The sequence below is a fragment of the Pseudomonas ekonensis genome (assembly GCF_019145435.1).
GTDB classification, from domain to species: Bacteria; Pseudomonadota; Gammaproteobacteria; order Pseudomonadales; family Pseudomonadaceae; genus Aquipseudomonas; species Aquipseudomonas ekonensis.
The window spans coordinates 1,986,784-2,001,400 of the sequence record NZ_JAHSTS010000002.1; the positions used below are offsets into that span (position 1 = coordinate 1,986,784).

The window sequence follows — 14,617 nt, forward strand, 5'->3', positions numbered from 1 at the left end:
CCTCACCAAAAACCTCGTGGTGCCGGCCGCTGGCGTGCTCATGCCGGCGCCTCGGCTTGAGCGGCCAGTTCCGCTTCGCGCCGGGCGATGGCGGCGGCAAGCTCCGGGGAGCGCTGGGCCCATTGGTCGGGGGGCAGGGGTTTTGACCATTCGAGGATGTCGGGGTGGGGCAACTCCGGCGGATGGGAAAGCTTCCAGTCCTGCAGTTTTTCCGCCAGATAGGTGCCCAGAATCACGATGCAGAAAATGCCCCACAGAACACCCAGTATTTCCCCTTTGCGCAAATCGGTGATGAGCGATCCAATTTGCGTTTCTCCATAAGGCGCTATGCCGACCCGACTTTCCGGCACGGAATCTGGCCCGATCTCCATGTAACTGCGCATGCACTCCCACAACGCCATCGCCGTGGTGCCGCCGCCGCAAGGAAAGCCCAACGAAAAATGCCTGTTGTCCTCGCTGGCGGTCGGGTCGGGGTTTTCGAAGCCGATCACCAGCAGGCCCATCGTGACCCTGCCGCCCTGACTGACCGATGAATGCTGGGTGGCGGCGGCGGTCACGGTTTCCCAGGGGACGATCCAGTATTCGCCGTTGTCGCGGGGGACGCAGACTTCGCGGCGCTGGCGGTTGAAGCGCACGGGCAAGGGGACTTTGCGGAGGAGGCCTTGAATGAGGAAGAGTGCTGGAATGCCGGTGATGATCCCTCCGCCAACTAGCGCAAACATACTGAGATCTGGTGCGATGTTCCGAAATCCATAGGCCATTCCTAAAAACAGCATCACCATGGGCCAAAGCACCATCACCGCAGAACCGATGCTGTAGTTGCCGATGTCAATGAAGACGTCGTTCTTGCGCCAGATGGTATTGAGCACGTCACAGGGTTTTTCCCCCGTAGGGATCGGCAACGGCGCCAGATAGTCATTGCGCGAAAACATCCCTTTCTTCGTGGTGCCGGCCGGTGGCGTGCTCATCGCTTGTCCTTGGGTTGCAGGTAAAGGGCGCCGGGGTGACCGTCGCCGAGCGGATAGTTCGGCACACGGTCCAACTCGGGGGTCGGGTCGCCTCGCAGCGCGACGACGCCGGTGTCGTAGTTCAGGGTAAACGCCAGCCCTCGCTCCCCGCCGATGAACGTGCGGGCACCGAGCAGCCCGGTCAGGGGCGTGCGGTAACGCAAGCGAAACGACACCGTGCTCGGTGGAGAACCGAGCACGTTCGCCAGTTCCTTGAACGGCCCGCTCAAGCGTAACCCCTGGCCTTCCTTGATCGGTATCCACCCGCACTGGCTGCCGGCCAGCCAGTGCGGCACCAGGTCTCGCCATGGCCGTGGCGCCTTGTAGCTGTTGGTCGGGCTGTTCTTGATCAGGTGCCTGTAGCCCTGGGTGTCGATGGGATCGCCGATCATGCTCAACTCCAGGTAGACGCCGCCGGGTTCGGCGCCCGGCAGGTCGATGGTCAGCGACTCGACGGCGCTGACGAACTTCAGGCCGGAGGGGCCGTCATCGCTGGCCGGCCTCGCGCTACCGGTCATGCTGACCCGAGGCGTATAGAGGATCAGGTACAGGCGGTCGAGCTCGTCCTGCTGGGCTTTCGGCGCGATGGGCGTCAGGTCGCCTGCCCCTGCCTTGGACCAGCAGCAGGTGTTCAGGAAGTGCTGCAGCGGCGTTTTCTCGAAGATCCAGGCCGTCAGGTACAGCACGCCCAATGCGGCGATGATCCAATTCAGCGGGCCCATGTACAGCGTGTACCGCAGGATGGCGACATCCACGGTTATTGAACCGGCCAAGGCTCTCATTGTGTAAGAAGCGCCCAATAATGCTTGAGTGCCAAAAGCAGAAATTTGCCCTCCAACCGCGCCCTGGCGTATTTGCAGCCATGGATCGACTTGGTTTTGGGCGTTTTCAATCTGCATTTGCAAAGACTTGAACTCTGCTCCCGCTGCCACAAATGACAACCCACCCATCACCCCACCAAACAACGTAAGCGTCGGAACCACCGAATGTCCTTTGCCAAACTCTTTAATCCCCAACCCCACCCTAACCTGACTGTCCACCACCGCCACCAACGCCGCCGCCCCGTACAGGCTCGCCGAAACCGTGTCATTCACCCGCCGGCCTTCCATCCCCTCCAGCACCCCGGCTTCGCTCAAGTAGTTGTGCACATTCACCACGTTCACCAGCAACGCCGCCAACGGCACCACGCCGCCGCTGTTGACCACCGCCGGCGAGTTCAGGATCCGCTCTCCCCGCCCGGCCCCGATCGCCTTGCCGGTCTGGCGCGCCCATTCATCCAGGGCTTCGGCCCGTTGCCCGAGCAGCGTCCACACCTGCCGCGCGCCCTCGTTCACGCGCAGCAATCGGCTGTCACCGCCCAGCCTCGCGGCGATGAAGATGCTCATCCATGACGCGCTGAAGCTGCTGTCGCCCTTGAGCAACAGCAGCGCGGCGCCGAGCCGGTTGACCAGCACGTTCCATTGGCTGGCGGTGTCCCGGGCCATGCCGGCGATGTCGTCGAGGACGCTGCTGGCCAACGGCGCCAGCGCCTGATGGGTGGCGCTGATGTTGTCGGCGGACAGCGCGGCCATCAGCTCGCTCAGGCGCGAGGCGTTGTTGACGGCCGCTTCGAGCGAGGGCGTCCAGGCGTTGAACAGTTGCCGCAGGGCACCGCCGTCGGCCGAGCGCACATGGTCGGCGTACTGCTCGGCGCCCTGGGCGCGGATGCATTGGGCGCTCAGGCAGCCGGCGGCCAGTTCGCTCAGCCACCGGCGCGTCGGCAGGTCGTCGTAGTCGACGAACCAGGTGCCGCGGGCCGAGCGTTTGAGGTACACGCCGCGGTCGGCGAACAACGCGTTGTGTCGCTCCTCGAGTTGTTGAAAATGCACGGCGGCGGTGTCGCTGAACCAGGTGTCCATCGCGTCGAGGTCGATGTACTCGCCGACCTTGGCGCTGAACGGACGATTGTTCAGGTTGGCGAGTTTTTCCGCGCGATATTCGCGGACAAACGCCTCGGCTTCGCGGTACAGGTCTGCCGGAATGAAGGCCCGCACCGGGGCGACAATCGCTTCGATGCGGGCATCGCGGGCGGCGGATTCTGCCTGGGTCGGCTGACCGCCGTGCTGCCGGGCCCGGGTTTCGGCCCTGAGCTCTTCATCCAGCCGGTGCTGGGCGTCGAGCATGACCTGCCCCTGCCCGGGCGTGAGCCGGATGTCGCGGTCCTTGTAGCGGTAACTGAGGCTGCCGGCCAGTTCGGCGCCATCCTCGGTGACCAGGCTGCGCACGAAGCCGCCGATGCTCAGGCGCAGAGCGTTGTCGCCCAGCCACTGTTCATGATCGGCCTCCAGCCATTCCTGTTCGTGGTTGATGTCGCGCAAGACGCCCAGGTCGTCGTCCAGGCAGGCGAACACCGCATGCAGCCCCTCGGCTTGGGCCTTGGCATTGTCCAGCCAGTCGCGGGTGCCTTGCCCGTCCCATGGCTCGGCGCTCCACTCGCCCGGCGGCCGGTCGCTGGCGTCGGGGTGTTGCGCAATGACGCGCTCGCGTTCCCGGGCGCGGTGCATGGCATCGGTGTAGGCCTTGATGTTGGCCACGGTCGGATCCTTCAACAGCGTCGCGCCGAGGGCGTCGGTGTCCTCGGCGTTGTTCTTCCGGTCGGCCTTCATCGAACGGGCATAGGTGCCGGGGATGAGTTCGGCCATGACCTGCTCGCCGTTGTCCAGCGGTGGGCAATGCGGCGCCTGCAGTTCGTCGGCCACGGTGCGCAAGGCGATCTGGCGCATGTGCCGGCTGCGTTCGGCGCCGCTGTCGCTCAGCGCCCGGCAGTGTTCGGCATTCAACGGAAATTCGCTGAAAAGCATCCAGGCGTCGTGGATTTTCGCCAACGGCAGGCCGGCCGACGACGCATCGGCCACCGGGCCGGGGGCAGCGTCCAGCGCCTGTTCCTGCAACAGCCCCTGCGGCGAGACGGCAAAACGCCTGAGCGGGCCCTGATGCTGCCAGAGGTACACGAAACCCTCCCGCAGGCGACGGGCCGCCATCGGGCGGCTTCCGGGGGTGACGCCGGGAATGACGCAGGCGCTTTCGGCCCGTTCGTGCGCCAGCGCGTAACGCACCGGCACGACGAACAGCTCGGCCTGGCTCGCCGGGCACGGCATCACCGGGCTGTTGATGTCCACATGGGGCTGGGCCCAGGCCGCACGCTCGGCCTGAGCAGCCTGGTCAACCATGGCCAGTTTTTCGGCGCTCATAGGGCGAGGTCCTTGTCAGCCAGCAACTGCTGCGTCAATGCGTTGTTGAGGGTGTCCAGACGCTGACGGGGCAAGACGGGGTCGGCCAATAGCCGCCGATAGGCGCCATGCTCCGGACCATCGGGAAAATCCCTGCCCAGCACGGCCGGCAATCGAGACCAGCTCAGCACTTCATCGACGGCGCTGAAACCGCTGCGTGCAGCGCTCGACTGACAGTCCGATGCCCATTGCCGCAGCGCGCAGGCGTCCAGGGAGTTGAGCGATCCGGGAAAGTGGCGCTGAACGTGCTCGATCAGTTGTCGGGTGAAAGACTCACGCCTTGCGGTGTTGAGGTGATCGAGTTGCTCGGCCGCCAGCACCAGCCAAGGCCGTTGCGCATAGGGGACTGCCGGTTGCGCGGTTTGCTGACGGAACTCCAGCCCCGGCAAACGGATCAGTCGAACGGGGCCCATCAGGCGATCCCGCTCAAGGGAGGGCAAATCCGCCAGCCAGGAGGCTGTGATGCGTGGATCGTAGAAGCGGAAGAAAACCGTCGCGCCTCCCTCGGCCCGTGCGTGGATCAGACCGCGCAGATGCTCCAGCACCTGATGTTCGTCGGCCTCCGATTCAAGCCAGATACCCGCTGTCGCGCTCCACGCCTGCCAGAAAACCTGTTCCAGGGGGCTGTCGGGCGTCACTCCCGTCAACAAGGGCCCGACACTGTCCAGGGCGCTGTAAGCGGTGTGCTGATAAAGCGAATGAACCGCCGCGCTGCCCGTCAGCTCGAAAAGGCGATCGGCAAGGTTGGCGATCTGGATTCGATCCAGTAACAGATAGGCCCGGCTCATGCGCCCACCTGAGCCAGTTTTTCGCACACGGCGCACACTGGAGAGGCCTGCCCGGCGGCCTGAGCCAGCGCGGCCTTTTGTGCGGTCACGGACAACAAGACCTGCGCGTGCAGCTCCTCGGGCACCGCCGCCAAAGCGGTCTGCGCCACCACACCCGCCACCGGTGCACCGCCCTCGACGATGGCGACGCTGCTGAAGATCCCGCCCGAATGGAGCACGATGTGATGACCGCCTGCCGTCAGCGTCAGGCTCGTGCCCGCATCGATCACCACCTGGCTGGCGGTCATCCGTGCATGCGGGCCGGCCTGGATGACCAGCGTGCCGCTCGCCGTGGTGCTGCTGTTACCGCTGATGCTGAGCAGATCGTCGGTGCCGATGACCGTATGGCGCGTTCCGTCGGTGGTGTGTCGTTCATCCGCCTTGATCAGGCTGGTGCTCTGGTTGTCCACCTGCTGGAAACGGTCGCGCCGGATCTGGCTGCGGCTGTCATTGAGGATCAGTTGTTCGAAGTCGCGCTCGGCCCGCAGGCAGATTTTTTCCTGGCCGGCGCGGTCTTCGATCATCAGTTCGTTGTAGCCGCCGGTGTGCGGCGAACTGTGGCTACGCAGCACGGTTCTGGTCTTGTGGTCGGGCAGGGCGAAGGGCACCGACTTGACCTTGTTGACCACGCAGCCGGTGATCAGCGGCTGATCCGGGTCACCCTCCAGAAAGGTCACCAACACTTCCATGCCAATGCGCGGCACGGTCACCGAACCGAAACCTTCCCCGGCCCAACTCGACGACACCCGAATCCAGCAACTGCTGCGTTCGCTGTCGAGTTCGGCGCGGTCCCACGGGAACTCGCATTTCACGCGGCCAAACTCATCGCAATAGATCTCTTCGCCGACGGGCCCGGTCACGCGGGCGGTCTGACTGACCAATGGACGACGAGGCGCCGGCAGCGGGGGACGAAAAACCACCTCGGCAGGGATCACGCTGAAGGTGTTGCGATAGCCTTGGGTGAAACCGTCGGTGTCTTGCGCATCGCTGGTGGCCGACTCTTCGAGCACCTGGGGCTGACGGCCTTCGTGGGAAACGCTGAGCAACAGCCACAAGTCGTTGCAGTGTTGGCGCGGGTGTTCGGCCAGTTCAAAGAGATGGCCGCTGCGCAGGTTGGCTTGATCGCTTTGGCCTTCGCCCAGTTCATGGTCGCTGCGATGACGCTCCAGCGCCTGCCGTGCGAGCTGCTTGCCGCGCCTTTCGCTCTCGATCAACAGCGGATAGCGGTAATCCTCCAGCACCGGGGTGAAATCGGCGGTAAAGCGGCTTTCGATCAGCAGACTCGGACGCTTGAGGTCATAGTCGCGGCGCACGACCGTGCTGGTGCGGGTGCCGGTACGAATGCTGAAACGGCTGACCACCGGATGCTCGGCCACCATGCCGGAGTCCTGCCGATAGGACGTGGTGCCGAGTTTGGGCAAAAACACCTGATCATCGGTGAACACCAGCAGATGCCCGTCCACCGAGTGCTGGTGATGCCAGGCGATACCGTCCTCGGCGCACAGTCGCTGGATGAATTCCAGATCGGATTCGCCGTACTGGGTGCAGTAATCACGGGGTGGATTCGCCGCGACATGAAAGCTGAAGGCATCCGCTTGAATACCGTGCCCCTTGAGCACCTGTGCGATGATCTGCGGCACCGTACGCTGCTGGAAAATCCGCTGATCACGACTGAACTGCAAGTAGTGCAGCGCGGGCACCAGTGTCAGGTGGTAGCGGGTCAGACGCTTGCCCGACTCACCCGCCAACACCTCTTCGATATGCCCGTGAATGCCTTCGCCGTTGTGGCCAAACTGCAGAAACGCGGGCCGGGCAAGCAAGCTTTCCAGATCGAAATCCGGGTGTTCGCTGACCAGTTCAATGTGAATGCCGTAGAGGGTGCTGATGGCTTCGGTGCCGCTGAAGGCCAGCACCTTGAAGTCGTGGCGGATCGCAGGAATCTGCAACGCGAAATGCGCCGCATTGGCCGGCCGGAACATACGCTTATCCTTAAGCAAAGAGGAAAAGAGCGCGATGTCCAAACCGTCCGTGGTTCGTGCTCGCGAAAACTGGCGGGCACACTAACAAAGCAGGAAATGACCGAATGTAGGACAGGTCTTGAAACAAGGAAGGACGCTTCCCAAGTCGGCAAACCTGTTCGGTGCCCACAAAAAAACCGACATCGCTGTCGGTTTTTTTGGGTTGAGAGTGGAGCGGCGAACTATTTCATCAGCCGGCCCAACCCGTCCAGCAACCGCTGCAACGCCCCCTGATTGCGGCGCATCACGTCCAGGCCCGCCTCGGCCATGCGTTGCGCATCCCGCGGCAGTTCGAACAGGCGCTGCACTTCAACCGCCAACCCTTCGGCGTCATCCACCTCGGCCAGCGCCCCGGCGCTGCGCAGCTGCGCGGCGATGTCGAGGAAGTTGAACAGGTGCGGGCCGCTGATCACAGGCTTGGCCAGCGCCGCCGGCTCCAGCAGGTTGTGCCCGCCGTTGGGCACCAGGCTGCCGCCGACGAAGGCGCTGTCGGCCAGGGCATACAGGAACAGCAGTTCGCCCATGGTGTCGCCGAGCAGCACCGATGTGCCGGCGTCGACATTCACGCCCGTGGAACGACGCACCGTGGCGAAGCCTTGCCCTTGGCACAGTTCGAACACGGCGTTGAAACGCTCCGGATGACGCGGCACCAGGATCAGCAACGCATCGGGATGGCTGGCCAGCAGGCGGCGGTGGGCGTCGAGCACCACCTCGTCCTCTCCGTCGTGGGTGCTGGCGGCGATCCACACCGGACGCTCCAGCGCCTGCCACTGCCCACGCAGTTCGGCGGCGCGCTGCAGCAATTGCGGGTCAACGGTCAGGTCGAACTTGATCGAGCCGGTGACTTCGACCGTCTCCGGCCGCGCGCCCAGATCGCGGAAACGCTGGGCCTCGGCCTCGGTCTGCACGGCGAACAGGCTCATCTCGGCCAGCATCGGTCCGGTGAGCTTGCCGAACCGCGCATAGCCCCTGGCCGAACGCTCGGACAGCCGCCCGTTGGCCAGCGCCACCGCAATCCCGCGCTTGGCGCACTGGTGGATGTGGTTGGGCCACAGTTCGGTTTCCATGATCACCGCAAGCTTGGGCTGCGCGCGGTCCAGGAAGCGCGCCGCGGCGCACGGCAGGTCATAGGGCAGGTAGCAGTGCTGGATGCGCGGCTCGTCGGCGAACAGGGCGCGGATCCGCTCCGAACCGGTCGGGGTCATGCAGGTCACGGTGATCGGCAGCTGCGGATAACGCTGCAGCAAGGCGCGGATCATCGGCGCGGCGGCGATGCTTTCGCCCACCGACACCGCGTGCACCCAGATCCCGCCGTGCCGCAGCGCCGGCATCCCGTAGGAGAAACGCTCGCCGATGCGTTTGGCGTAGGCCGGCGCCTTGCGCGAACGCAGCCACAGCCGAATCGCCACCAGCGGCAGCCCCAGGTAAAACAGCGCGGAGTAAAGAGTTCTATTCATGGCGGCGCAGTCTATCGGCTTTTGTCGCCGATCGCCCGCAAGTGCACGGCAAATCGTTCGGCCAGCCAACGGGCCGCCGGCCCCAGCGGTTCGTCGCGGCGCCAGACCAGCTCCACCACCAGCGCCGGCGGCGTCCATTCGCTGTCGAGCTCGACCATCAGGCCCTGATACGCCGAATACTGCACAACATGGCGCGGCAACCAGGCCCAGCCCAGGTCCCGCACCAGCCATTCGGCCATCACATAGAAGCTGTCGGCCCGCCACACCTGCGGGCTGGCGGGCTCGTTGCCGGGGTAGACGCTGGTCTGGGTCGACATCAGCAACTGCCGGTGCTGCGCCAGTTGCCGAGCGTCGACGCAGGGCTGCGTCGCCAGCGGATGGTTGACGCCGCACACCGTGACCATGTCGACGCTGCCCAGCACCCGGCGCTCCAGCGCTTCGGGGATTTCATCGTGATAGAACAGCAGCCCCAGGTCGGCGCGGCGCTCCACCAGCTTGCGCGCCACTTCGCCCTGGGCGGCGCTGGTCAGTTGCACTTCCAGGCTGGGGAACTGCTCGGCCAGCGCGCCGAAACTTTCCACCAGGGCCTGATAGGGCATCGCCTCGTCCTGGGCCACCCGCAGTTGCGCTTCTTCGCCGCGCATCATCGCGATCGCCCGGCCGTTGAGGCGTTCGCACTGGCGCAGCACTTCCCGGGCGTCCTCCAGCAGCGCCCCGCCGGCCTCGGTGAGGCTCGGCTGGCGCCCGCTGCTGCGCTCGAACAGGCTGACGCCCAGGTCATCCTCCAGCTGGGCGACCGCGCTGCTGATCGCCGACTGCGCCTTGCGCTGCCGGCGCGCCACGGCGGAAAACGAGCGCTGCTCGGCCACGTCCACAAACACCCGCAGCTGGTCCAGGTTCCATTGCATGTTCATTGCGCAACCCATCTTCAGAACAGATAGGTAATGACTTTACCGCATCCGGACAATCCCTAAAATGCCGACTCGCAAAGCAACGTTTCGCATGAGGATCGAACCATGACCGCCTACGCCTACCTGGCCATTGCCATCTGCGCCGAAGTGATCGCCACTGTCTCGATGAAAGCGGTCAAGGGCTTCAGCACACCCCTGCCGCTGCTGCTGGTCATCGTCGGCTACGGCATCGCCTTCTGGATGCTGACGCTGGTGGTGCGCAGCGTGCCGGTGGGCGTCGCCTACGCGGTGTGGGCCGGCATGGGCATCGTGATGGTCAGCGTGGCGGCGCTGTTCATCTACGGGCAGAAACTGGATATGCCGGCGATGCTGGGCATGGCGCTGATCGTGTTGGGCGTTGTCGTGATCCAGCTGTTCTCCAAGACCGCCGGCCACTGACGGCCAACCCGCGGCGAGGGAGCGTGCTCCTTCGCCGCGGGGTTTTGTCCGGCCTTGCGCACGGATGATCAGCAGCAAATCCCCTTTCCCCCGAGTCTGTATACTGCGCCCTCGTCTTGAACACTGAGGTCGTCGCATGCCATCCACAATTTCCACCGACGTGCTGATTGTCGGCGCCGGTGTCGCCGGCCTCTGGCTGAACGCGCGCCTGCGCCGCCAGGGCTTTTCGACCGTGCTGGTGGAAAGCGCCAGCCTCGGCGGCGGGCAGAGCGTGAAGTCCCAGGGCATCATCCACGGCGGCGCCAAGTACGCGCTGCACGGCGCCCTGACCGGCGCCTCGGAAGCCATCGCCGACATGCCGCGCCGCTGGCGCGAAGCGCTGGCCGGCGACGGCGAGCTGGACCTTGCCGGCGTGCGCCTGCTGTCCGAGGCCCATTACCTGTGGTCGCCGGGCACCCTGGCGGGCAACCTCACCAGTTTCTTCGCCAGCAAGGCCGTGCGCGGGCGGGTCGATCAGGTCAAGGGCGAGCAATTGCCGCCGGCCCTGCAGGACAAGCGCTTCAAGGGCAAGGTCTACCGCCTGGCCGAACTGGTGATCGATGTGCCGAGCCTGATCGCACGCCTGGCGGAACTGGCCGGCGACGGCCTGCTGTCCGGCCGGAAGATCGAACCGCTGCTGGAAAACGGAGCGCTGGCGGGCCTTAAGGTGGACGAACGCGAGATCCGCGCCCAACGCATCGTCCTCAGCGCCGGCGCCGGCACCGCCGACCTGCTGGCGGCGCTGGGCCTGAGCCAGCCGGCCATGCAGACCCGTCCGCTGCACATGATCATGGTCAAGGGCCCTGGCCTGAAGCCGCTCTACGCCCACTGCCTGGGCGGCGGCACCAAACCGCGCATCACCGTGACCACTCACCCGGCGGCCGACGGCCAGTGGGTCTGGTACCTGGGCGGCGACATCGCCGAAGCCGACGGCGTGGCCCGCGAGCCGGCCGAGCAGATCGCCACCGCACAGAAAGAGCTCGGCCAACTGCTGCCGTGGATCGACCTCGACAACGCGCAATGGGCGACCCTGCGGGTGGACCGCGCCGAACCGCTGCAGACCGGCCTGACCCGCCCCGACAACGCCTTCCTCGCCGAACAGGACCGCCTGTTGGTGGGCTGGCCGACCAAACTGGCCCTGGCGCCGGACTTCGCCGACCGGGTGCTCGCCGCCCTGGAGCGCGACGGCATCAAGCCGGGCGCCCCCGCCGCCCTGCCGGCCCTGCCCAAGCCGCCCCTGGGCGTGCCGGCCTGGGAGCAGCTGCTGCCATGAGCCAAGCGACCCTGCACGATCTGCGCCGCCCCCTGGGCAGCACCGGCCTGAGCGTTTCGCCGCTGGGCCTGGGCACGGTCAAGCTTGGCCGCGACCAGGGCGTGAAGTACCCCAACGGCTTCCGCATCCCCGACGACGACGAAGCCCGCATGCTGCTCAAGCTCACCCGGGACCTGGGCATCAACCTGATCGACACCGCCCCGGCCTACGGCCGCAGCGAAGAGCGCCTCGGCCCGCTGCTGCGCGGCCAGCGCCATGAATGGGTGATCGTCAGCAAGGTCGGCGAAGAGTTCGCCGACGGCCAGTCGCGCCACGACTTCAGCGCCGCCCACACGCGGATGTCGGTGGAGCGCAGCCTGCAACGGCTGGAGACCGACTTCATCGACCTGGTGCTGGTGCATTCGGACGGCAACGACATGGCCATCCTCCAAGGCTGCGAAGTGTACGAAACCCTCGCGGCGCTCAAGGCCGAAGGCAAGATCCGCGGCTTCGGCATTTCCGGCAAGACCGTCGAGGGCGGCGTGAAGGCGCTGGAGCAAGGCGACTGCGCGATGGTCACCTACAATCTGAACGAACAGAGCGAAAGGGCCGTCATTGACTATGCTGCTGCCCACGGCAAGGCCATTCTGGTGAAGAAAGCCCTGGCCAGCGGTCACATTTGCCTCGCTCCCGGCGTGGATCCGGTGCGCGCCAGTTTTGAGCTGCTGTTCGGGCAGCCCGGCGTTGCCAGCGCCATCGTCGGGACGATCAACCCGCTGCACCTCGCCCACAACGTCGCGACCGTTGCACAGGTCCTTCGTGGTCTCTGACGCCGCCCCGCGGCCTTAAGCAGGAGCCGACATGCCGCGCACGCTCATCAGAAAGAACCCGAGCAACTTCAAGACCCTGCCGCTGTTCGTCGAAGCCACCCCGGAAGGCCTGACCTACCAGAGCGTCGGCATGCCGCTGAACTTCGCCCAGACCCTGCAGCGGCGGCGCCCGGTCACGGTGCCGGACGCCGAGCGCTTTGCCCTGGAGCTGGCCAACCTCGGCGTGTCGGTGCGCCTGACCCTGCGTTGGCAGAGCCGCGACTACTGGGTGCTGGTGCGCCAGCGCCGGCAGGACCGCGGCGATGTGGTGCTGAAGCTGATCTCTGGCTATGTGCCGGCCCATGAGCTGAACCTGCCGCTGCACACGGCCATCCAGGAAATCGCCGAGGAATGCCTGCTGGAGACGCCCGAAGGCTGGCTCGGCGGGCGCTTCAACGACACCTGGCTGCCGGCGCCTTACGCCTCGGCGCTGCATTACCGCGAAGCCCTGCCGTTTCGCCTGACGCCGGAGTCCGGCTCGGCACGGCCGGTGCGCTGCGCCAGCCTGCAACTGCTGGAGCGCCCGCGGGCCTACGTGCACCTGCCGACCGCCTCGTTGCAGTTGATCTACGACCTGCGCCTGGACGTGCCCAAGGAAGCCAAGAACCTGAGTCTGTTCCATGTGGATGAACGTCTGGAAGGCGACCAGTTGGTGGCGCGGCTGGACCGCAAGCGCCCGGATCTTTACCTGATGCCGCTGCAGGACGGCGAGCCGCTGGCCGAGCTGTACACGCTCAAGAAAGGCCAGCTGCACCCGGCCGGCACCCGCGGCCTGTACCTGGCCGAAAGCTTCGCCCGGCAGGACGGCTGGCTGGTGCGCGATGAGCGGATCCGCTGGAAGGACTGGCTGCGCCAGCAAGGGCTGACCGCGCCCGCCAAGGACACGGGGCTGGCCCGGTTGCGGGGCAAGGCGACGCAACTGCTCAAGCGAATCGTGCCGAGCAAGAAAGCGGGTTCCTGAAAGCCAAAGACCGCGCCGGCGATGGCTCTTGCGAGCACATCACCGGCGCGGTCTTTTTCAGGGCTTCACTCGGACTTGCGGATCTTTTCCACAATCGCCGTGGTGGAGCTGTTTTCCACCAGCCCCAGCACCTTCACCGTGCCGCCGTAGGCCTTGACGATGTCGGCGCCGACCACTTGGTCGATCCCGTAGTCGCCGCCCTTGACCAGCACGTCCGGCTTGACCTCGCGCAACAGGTTTTCCGGGGTGCCTTCAGGGAAGCTGATCACCCAGTCCACCGCACCGAGGCCGGCCAGCACGGCCATGCGCCGGTCGACGCTGTTGATCGGACGGCCCGGCCCTTTCAGGCGGCTGACCGAAGCGTCGTCGTTGATCGCCACGATCAGGCGGTCGCCCTGGGCCCGCGCCTGCTCGAGGTAGGTCACGTGGCCGGCGTGGAGGATGTCGAAGCAACCGTTGGTGAAGACGATCCGCTCGTTGTGCGCGCGGGCATCGGCCACCGCCAGCAGCAGTTGCTCCAGCCCCAGCACGCCGCGCTCGGAACCTTCTTCGCGCTGGATCGCGCGGCGCAGTTCCGGGGCGCTGATCGCCGCCGTACCGAGCTTGCCCACCACGATGCCGGCGGCCAGGTTGGCCAGCGCCACCGCATGGGGCAGGTCCTCGCCGGCGGCGATCGCCGCCGCCAGGGTGGAAATCACCGTGTCGCCGGCGCCGGTCACGTCGAACACTTCACGGGCCCGGGCCGGCAGGTGCAGCGCCGGATGCTCCGGACGCAGCAGGGTCATGCCGTGTTCGCCGCGGGTGACCAGCAGCGCGCCGAGCTCGAGGTCGTGCATCAGCGCCGCGCCCTTGCTCACCAGTTCGTGCTCGTCGACGCACTTGCCGACGATGGTCTCGAACTCGCTGAGGTTCGGGGTGATCAGGCTGGCGCCGCGGTAGATCGAAAAGTCCTTGCCCTTCGGGTCCGCCAGCACCGGGATGCCCTTGGCGCGGGCGGCCTGGATCAGCGCCTGGTGGTTCTTCAGCGCGCCCTTGCCGTAGTCGGACAGCACCAGCACCTTGATGCCTTCGAGCAGGTCGTCGACCTGTGCGCCCAAGGCCAGGGCGTCGGTGGCGAACGGTTCTTCGAAATCGATGCGCAGCAACTGCTGGTGCCGGCTCATGACCCGCAGCTTGACGATGGTCGGCTGGTGCGCGATGCGCTGGAACAGGGCCCGCACGCCCGCGCCCTTGAGGCTGTTGCTCAGGCTGTCGGCGGCCTCGTCGTCGCCGGTCACGCCGACCAGCGACGCCGGCGCACCCAGCGCGGCGATGTTGAGGGCAACGTTGGCGGCGCCGCCCGGACGGTCTTCGATTTGCTCGACCTTGACGACCGGAACCGGCGCCTCAGGGGAAATCCGTGAGGTTCCGCCATGCCAGTAACGGTCGAGCATGACATCGCCGACCACCAAGACAGGGGCTTGATCGAATCGCGGCATGGACAACTTCATGGAGCAACCCACATACAAAATGAACAGGGGCGCGATATTAGCACAGGGTTGGCGAAGGCTTGTGCAGCGGCTGCAACAG

The 14,617-nt window shown here is 65.9% G+C and carries 11 protein-coding genes; 4 read left to right on the forward strand and 7 right to left on the reverse strand.

Annotated features, from left to right (window positions below):
* Positions 1 to 38: 38 nt before the first annotated feature.
* The 6 genes from KVG96_RS22080 to KVG96_RS22110 form a co-directional block, all read right to left on the reverse strand.
* The gene (locus tag KVG96_RS22080; protein WP_217893924.1) at positions 39 to 968 is read right to left on the reverse strand and encodes a hypothetical protein; all 930 of its coding nucleotides are present in this window, start codon (positions 966 to 968) and stop codon (positions 39 to 41) included.
* On the reverse strand, positions 965 to 4,237 hold the full coding sequence (locus tag KVG96_RS22090; protein WP_225927441.1) for a toxin VasX: 3,273 nt from the start codon (positions 4,235 to 4,237) through the stop codon (positions 965 to 967). The genes KVG96_RS22080 and KVG96_RS22090 overlap by 4 nt, the downstream gene beginning before the upstream one ends.
* The gene (locus KVG96_RS22095; RefSeq protein WP_217893925.1) at positions 4,234 to 5,064 is read right to left on the reverse strand and encodes a DUF4123 domain-containing protein; all 831 of its coding nucleotides are present in this window, start codon (positions 5,062 to 5,064) and stop codon (positions 4,234 to 4,236) included. The genes KVG96_RS22090 and KVG96_RS22095 overlap by 4 nt, the downstream gene beginning before the upstream one ends.
* Complete coding sequence (tssI, locus tag KVG96_RS22100) at positions 5,061 to 7,082, reverse strand: type VI secretion system tip protein TssI/VgrG (RefSeq protein WP_217893926.1); 2,022 nt, start codon at positions 7,080 to 7,082, stop codon at positions 5,061 to 5,063. The genes KVG96_RS22095 and tssI overlap by 4 nt, the downstream gene beginning before the upstream one ends.
* A 221-nt stretch (positions 7,083 to 7,303) precedes the next feature.
* Positions 7,304 to 8,578 (reverse strand): lipid IV(A) 3-deoxy-D-manno-octulosonic acid transferase, encoded by a 1,275-nt coding sequence (gene waaA, locus KVG96_RS22105; RefSeq protein WP_217893927.1) that lies wholly within the window; start codon positions 8,576 to 8,578, stop codon positions 7,304 to 7,306.
* An 11-nt stretch (positions 8,579 to 8,589) separates the two neighbouring features.
* Positions 8,590 to 9,492 carry a LysR family transcriptional regulator gene (locus tag KVG96_RS22110; RefSeq protein ID WP_217893928.1) on the reverse strand — a complete coding sequence of 301 codons (903 nt, stop codon included), beginning with the start codon at positions 9,490 to 9,492 and terminating at the stop codon, positions 8,590 to 8,592.
* A gap of 102 nt (positions 9,493 to 9,594) precedes the next feature.
* On the opposite strand from KVG96_RS22110, the gene KVG96_RS22115 reads away from it, so the two are divergent.
* From KVG96_RS22115 to KVG96_RS22130, 4 genes are all read left to right on the forward strand, one after another.
* Positions 9,595 to 9,927, forward strand: a complete 333-nt coding sequence (locus tag KVG96_RS22115) for a DMT family transporter (RefSeq protein ID WP_217893929.1) — start codon at positions 9,595 to 9,597, stop codon at positions 9,925 to 9,927.
* A 136-nt stretch (positions 9,928 to 10,063) separates the two neighbouring features.
* Positions 10,064 to 11,239 carry an NAD(P)/FAD-dependent oxidoreductase gene (locus tag KVG96_RS22120; RefSeq protein WP_217893930.1) on the forward strand — a complete coding sequence of 392 codons (1,176 nt, stop codon included), beginning with the start codon at positions 10,064 to 10,066 and terminating at the stop codon, positions 11,237 to 11,239.
* Complete coding sequence (locus KVG96_RS22125; RefSeq protein WP_217893931.1) at positions 11,236 to 12,048, forward strand: aldo/keto reductase; 813 nt, start codon at positions 11,236 to 11,238, stop codon at positions 12,046 to 12,048. The genes KVG96_RS22120 and KVG96_RS22125 overlap by 4 nt, the downstream gene beginning before the upstream one ends.
* Positions 12,049 to 12,079: 31 nt before the next feature.
* The gene (locus KVG96_RS22130; protein ID WP_217893932.1) at positions 12,080 to 13,048 is read left to right on the forward strand and encodes a metal ABC transporter ATPase; all 969 of its coding nucleotides are present in this window, start codon (positions 12,080 to 12,082) and stop codon (positions 13,046 to 13,048) included.
* Positions 13,049 to 13,113: 65 nt separating this feature from the next.
* On the opposite strand, the gene hldE is transcribed toward KVG96_RS22130, so the two are convergent.
* Entirely contained in the window at positions 13,114 to 14,538 is a 1,425-nt protein-coding gene (gene hldE / locus KVG96_RS22135; protein ID WP_217893933.1) for a bifunctional D-glycero-beta-D-manno-heptose-7-phosphate kinase/D-glycero-beta-D-manno-heptose 1-phosphate adenylyltransferase HldE, read from the reverse strand.
* Positions 14,539 to 14,617 lie beyond the last annotated feature (79 nt).

Coding starts and splice junctions, on each gene's coding strand:
- KVG96_RS22080 (WP_217893924.1), bottom strand. CDS start 968: ATGAGCACGCCACCGGCCGGCACCACGAAGAAAGGGATGTTTTCGCGC.
- KVG96_RS22110 (WP_217893928.1), bottom strand. CDS start 9,492: ATGAACATGCAATGGAACCTGGACCAGCTGCGGGTGTTTGTGGACGTG.
- tssI (WP_217893926.1), bottom strand. CDS start 7,082: ATGTTCCGGCCGGCCAATGCGGCGCATTTCGCGTTGCAGATTCCTGCG.
- KVG96_RS22120 (WP_217893930.1), top strand. CDS start 10,064: ATGCCATCCACAATTTCCACCGACGTGCTGATTGTCGGCGCCGGTGTC.
- hldE (WP_217893933.1), bottom strand. CDS start 14,538: ATGAAGTTGTCCATGCCGCGATTCGATCAAGCCCCTGTCTTGGTGGTC.
- KVG96_RS22130 (WP_217893932.1), top strand. CDS start 12,080: ATGCCGCGCACGCTCATCAGAAAGAACCCGAGCAACTTCAAGACCCTG.
- KVG96_RS22125 (WP_217893931.1), top strand. CDS start 11,236: ATGAGCCAAGCGACCCTGCACGATCTGCGCCGCCCCCTGGGCAGCACC.
- KVG96_RS22095 (WP_217893925.1), bottom strand. CDS start 5,064: ATGAGCCGGGCCTATCTGTTACTGGATCGAATCCAGATCGCCAACCTT.
- KVG96_RS22090 (WP_225927441.1), bottom strand. CDS start 4,237: ATGAGCGCCGAAAAACTGGCCATGGTTGACCAGGCTGCTCAGGCCGAG.
- waaA (WP_217893927.1), bottom strand. CDS start 8,578: ATGAATAGAACTCTTTACTCCGCGCTGTTTTACCTGGGGCTGCCGCTG.
- KVG96_RS22115 (WP_217893929.1), top strand. CDS start 9,595: ATGACCGCCTACGCCTACCTGGCCATTGCCATCTGCGCCGAAGTGATC.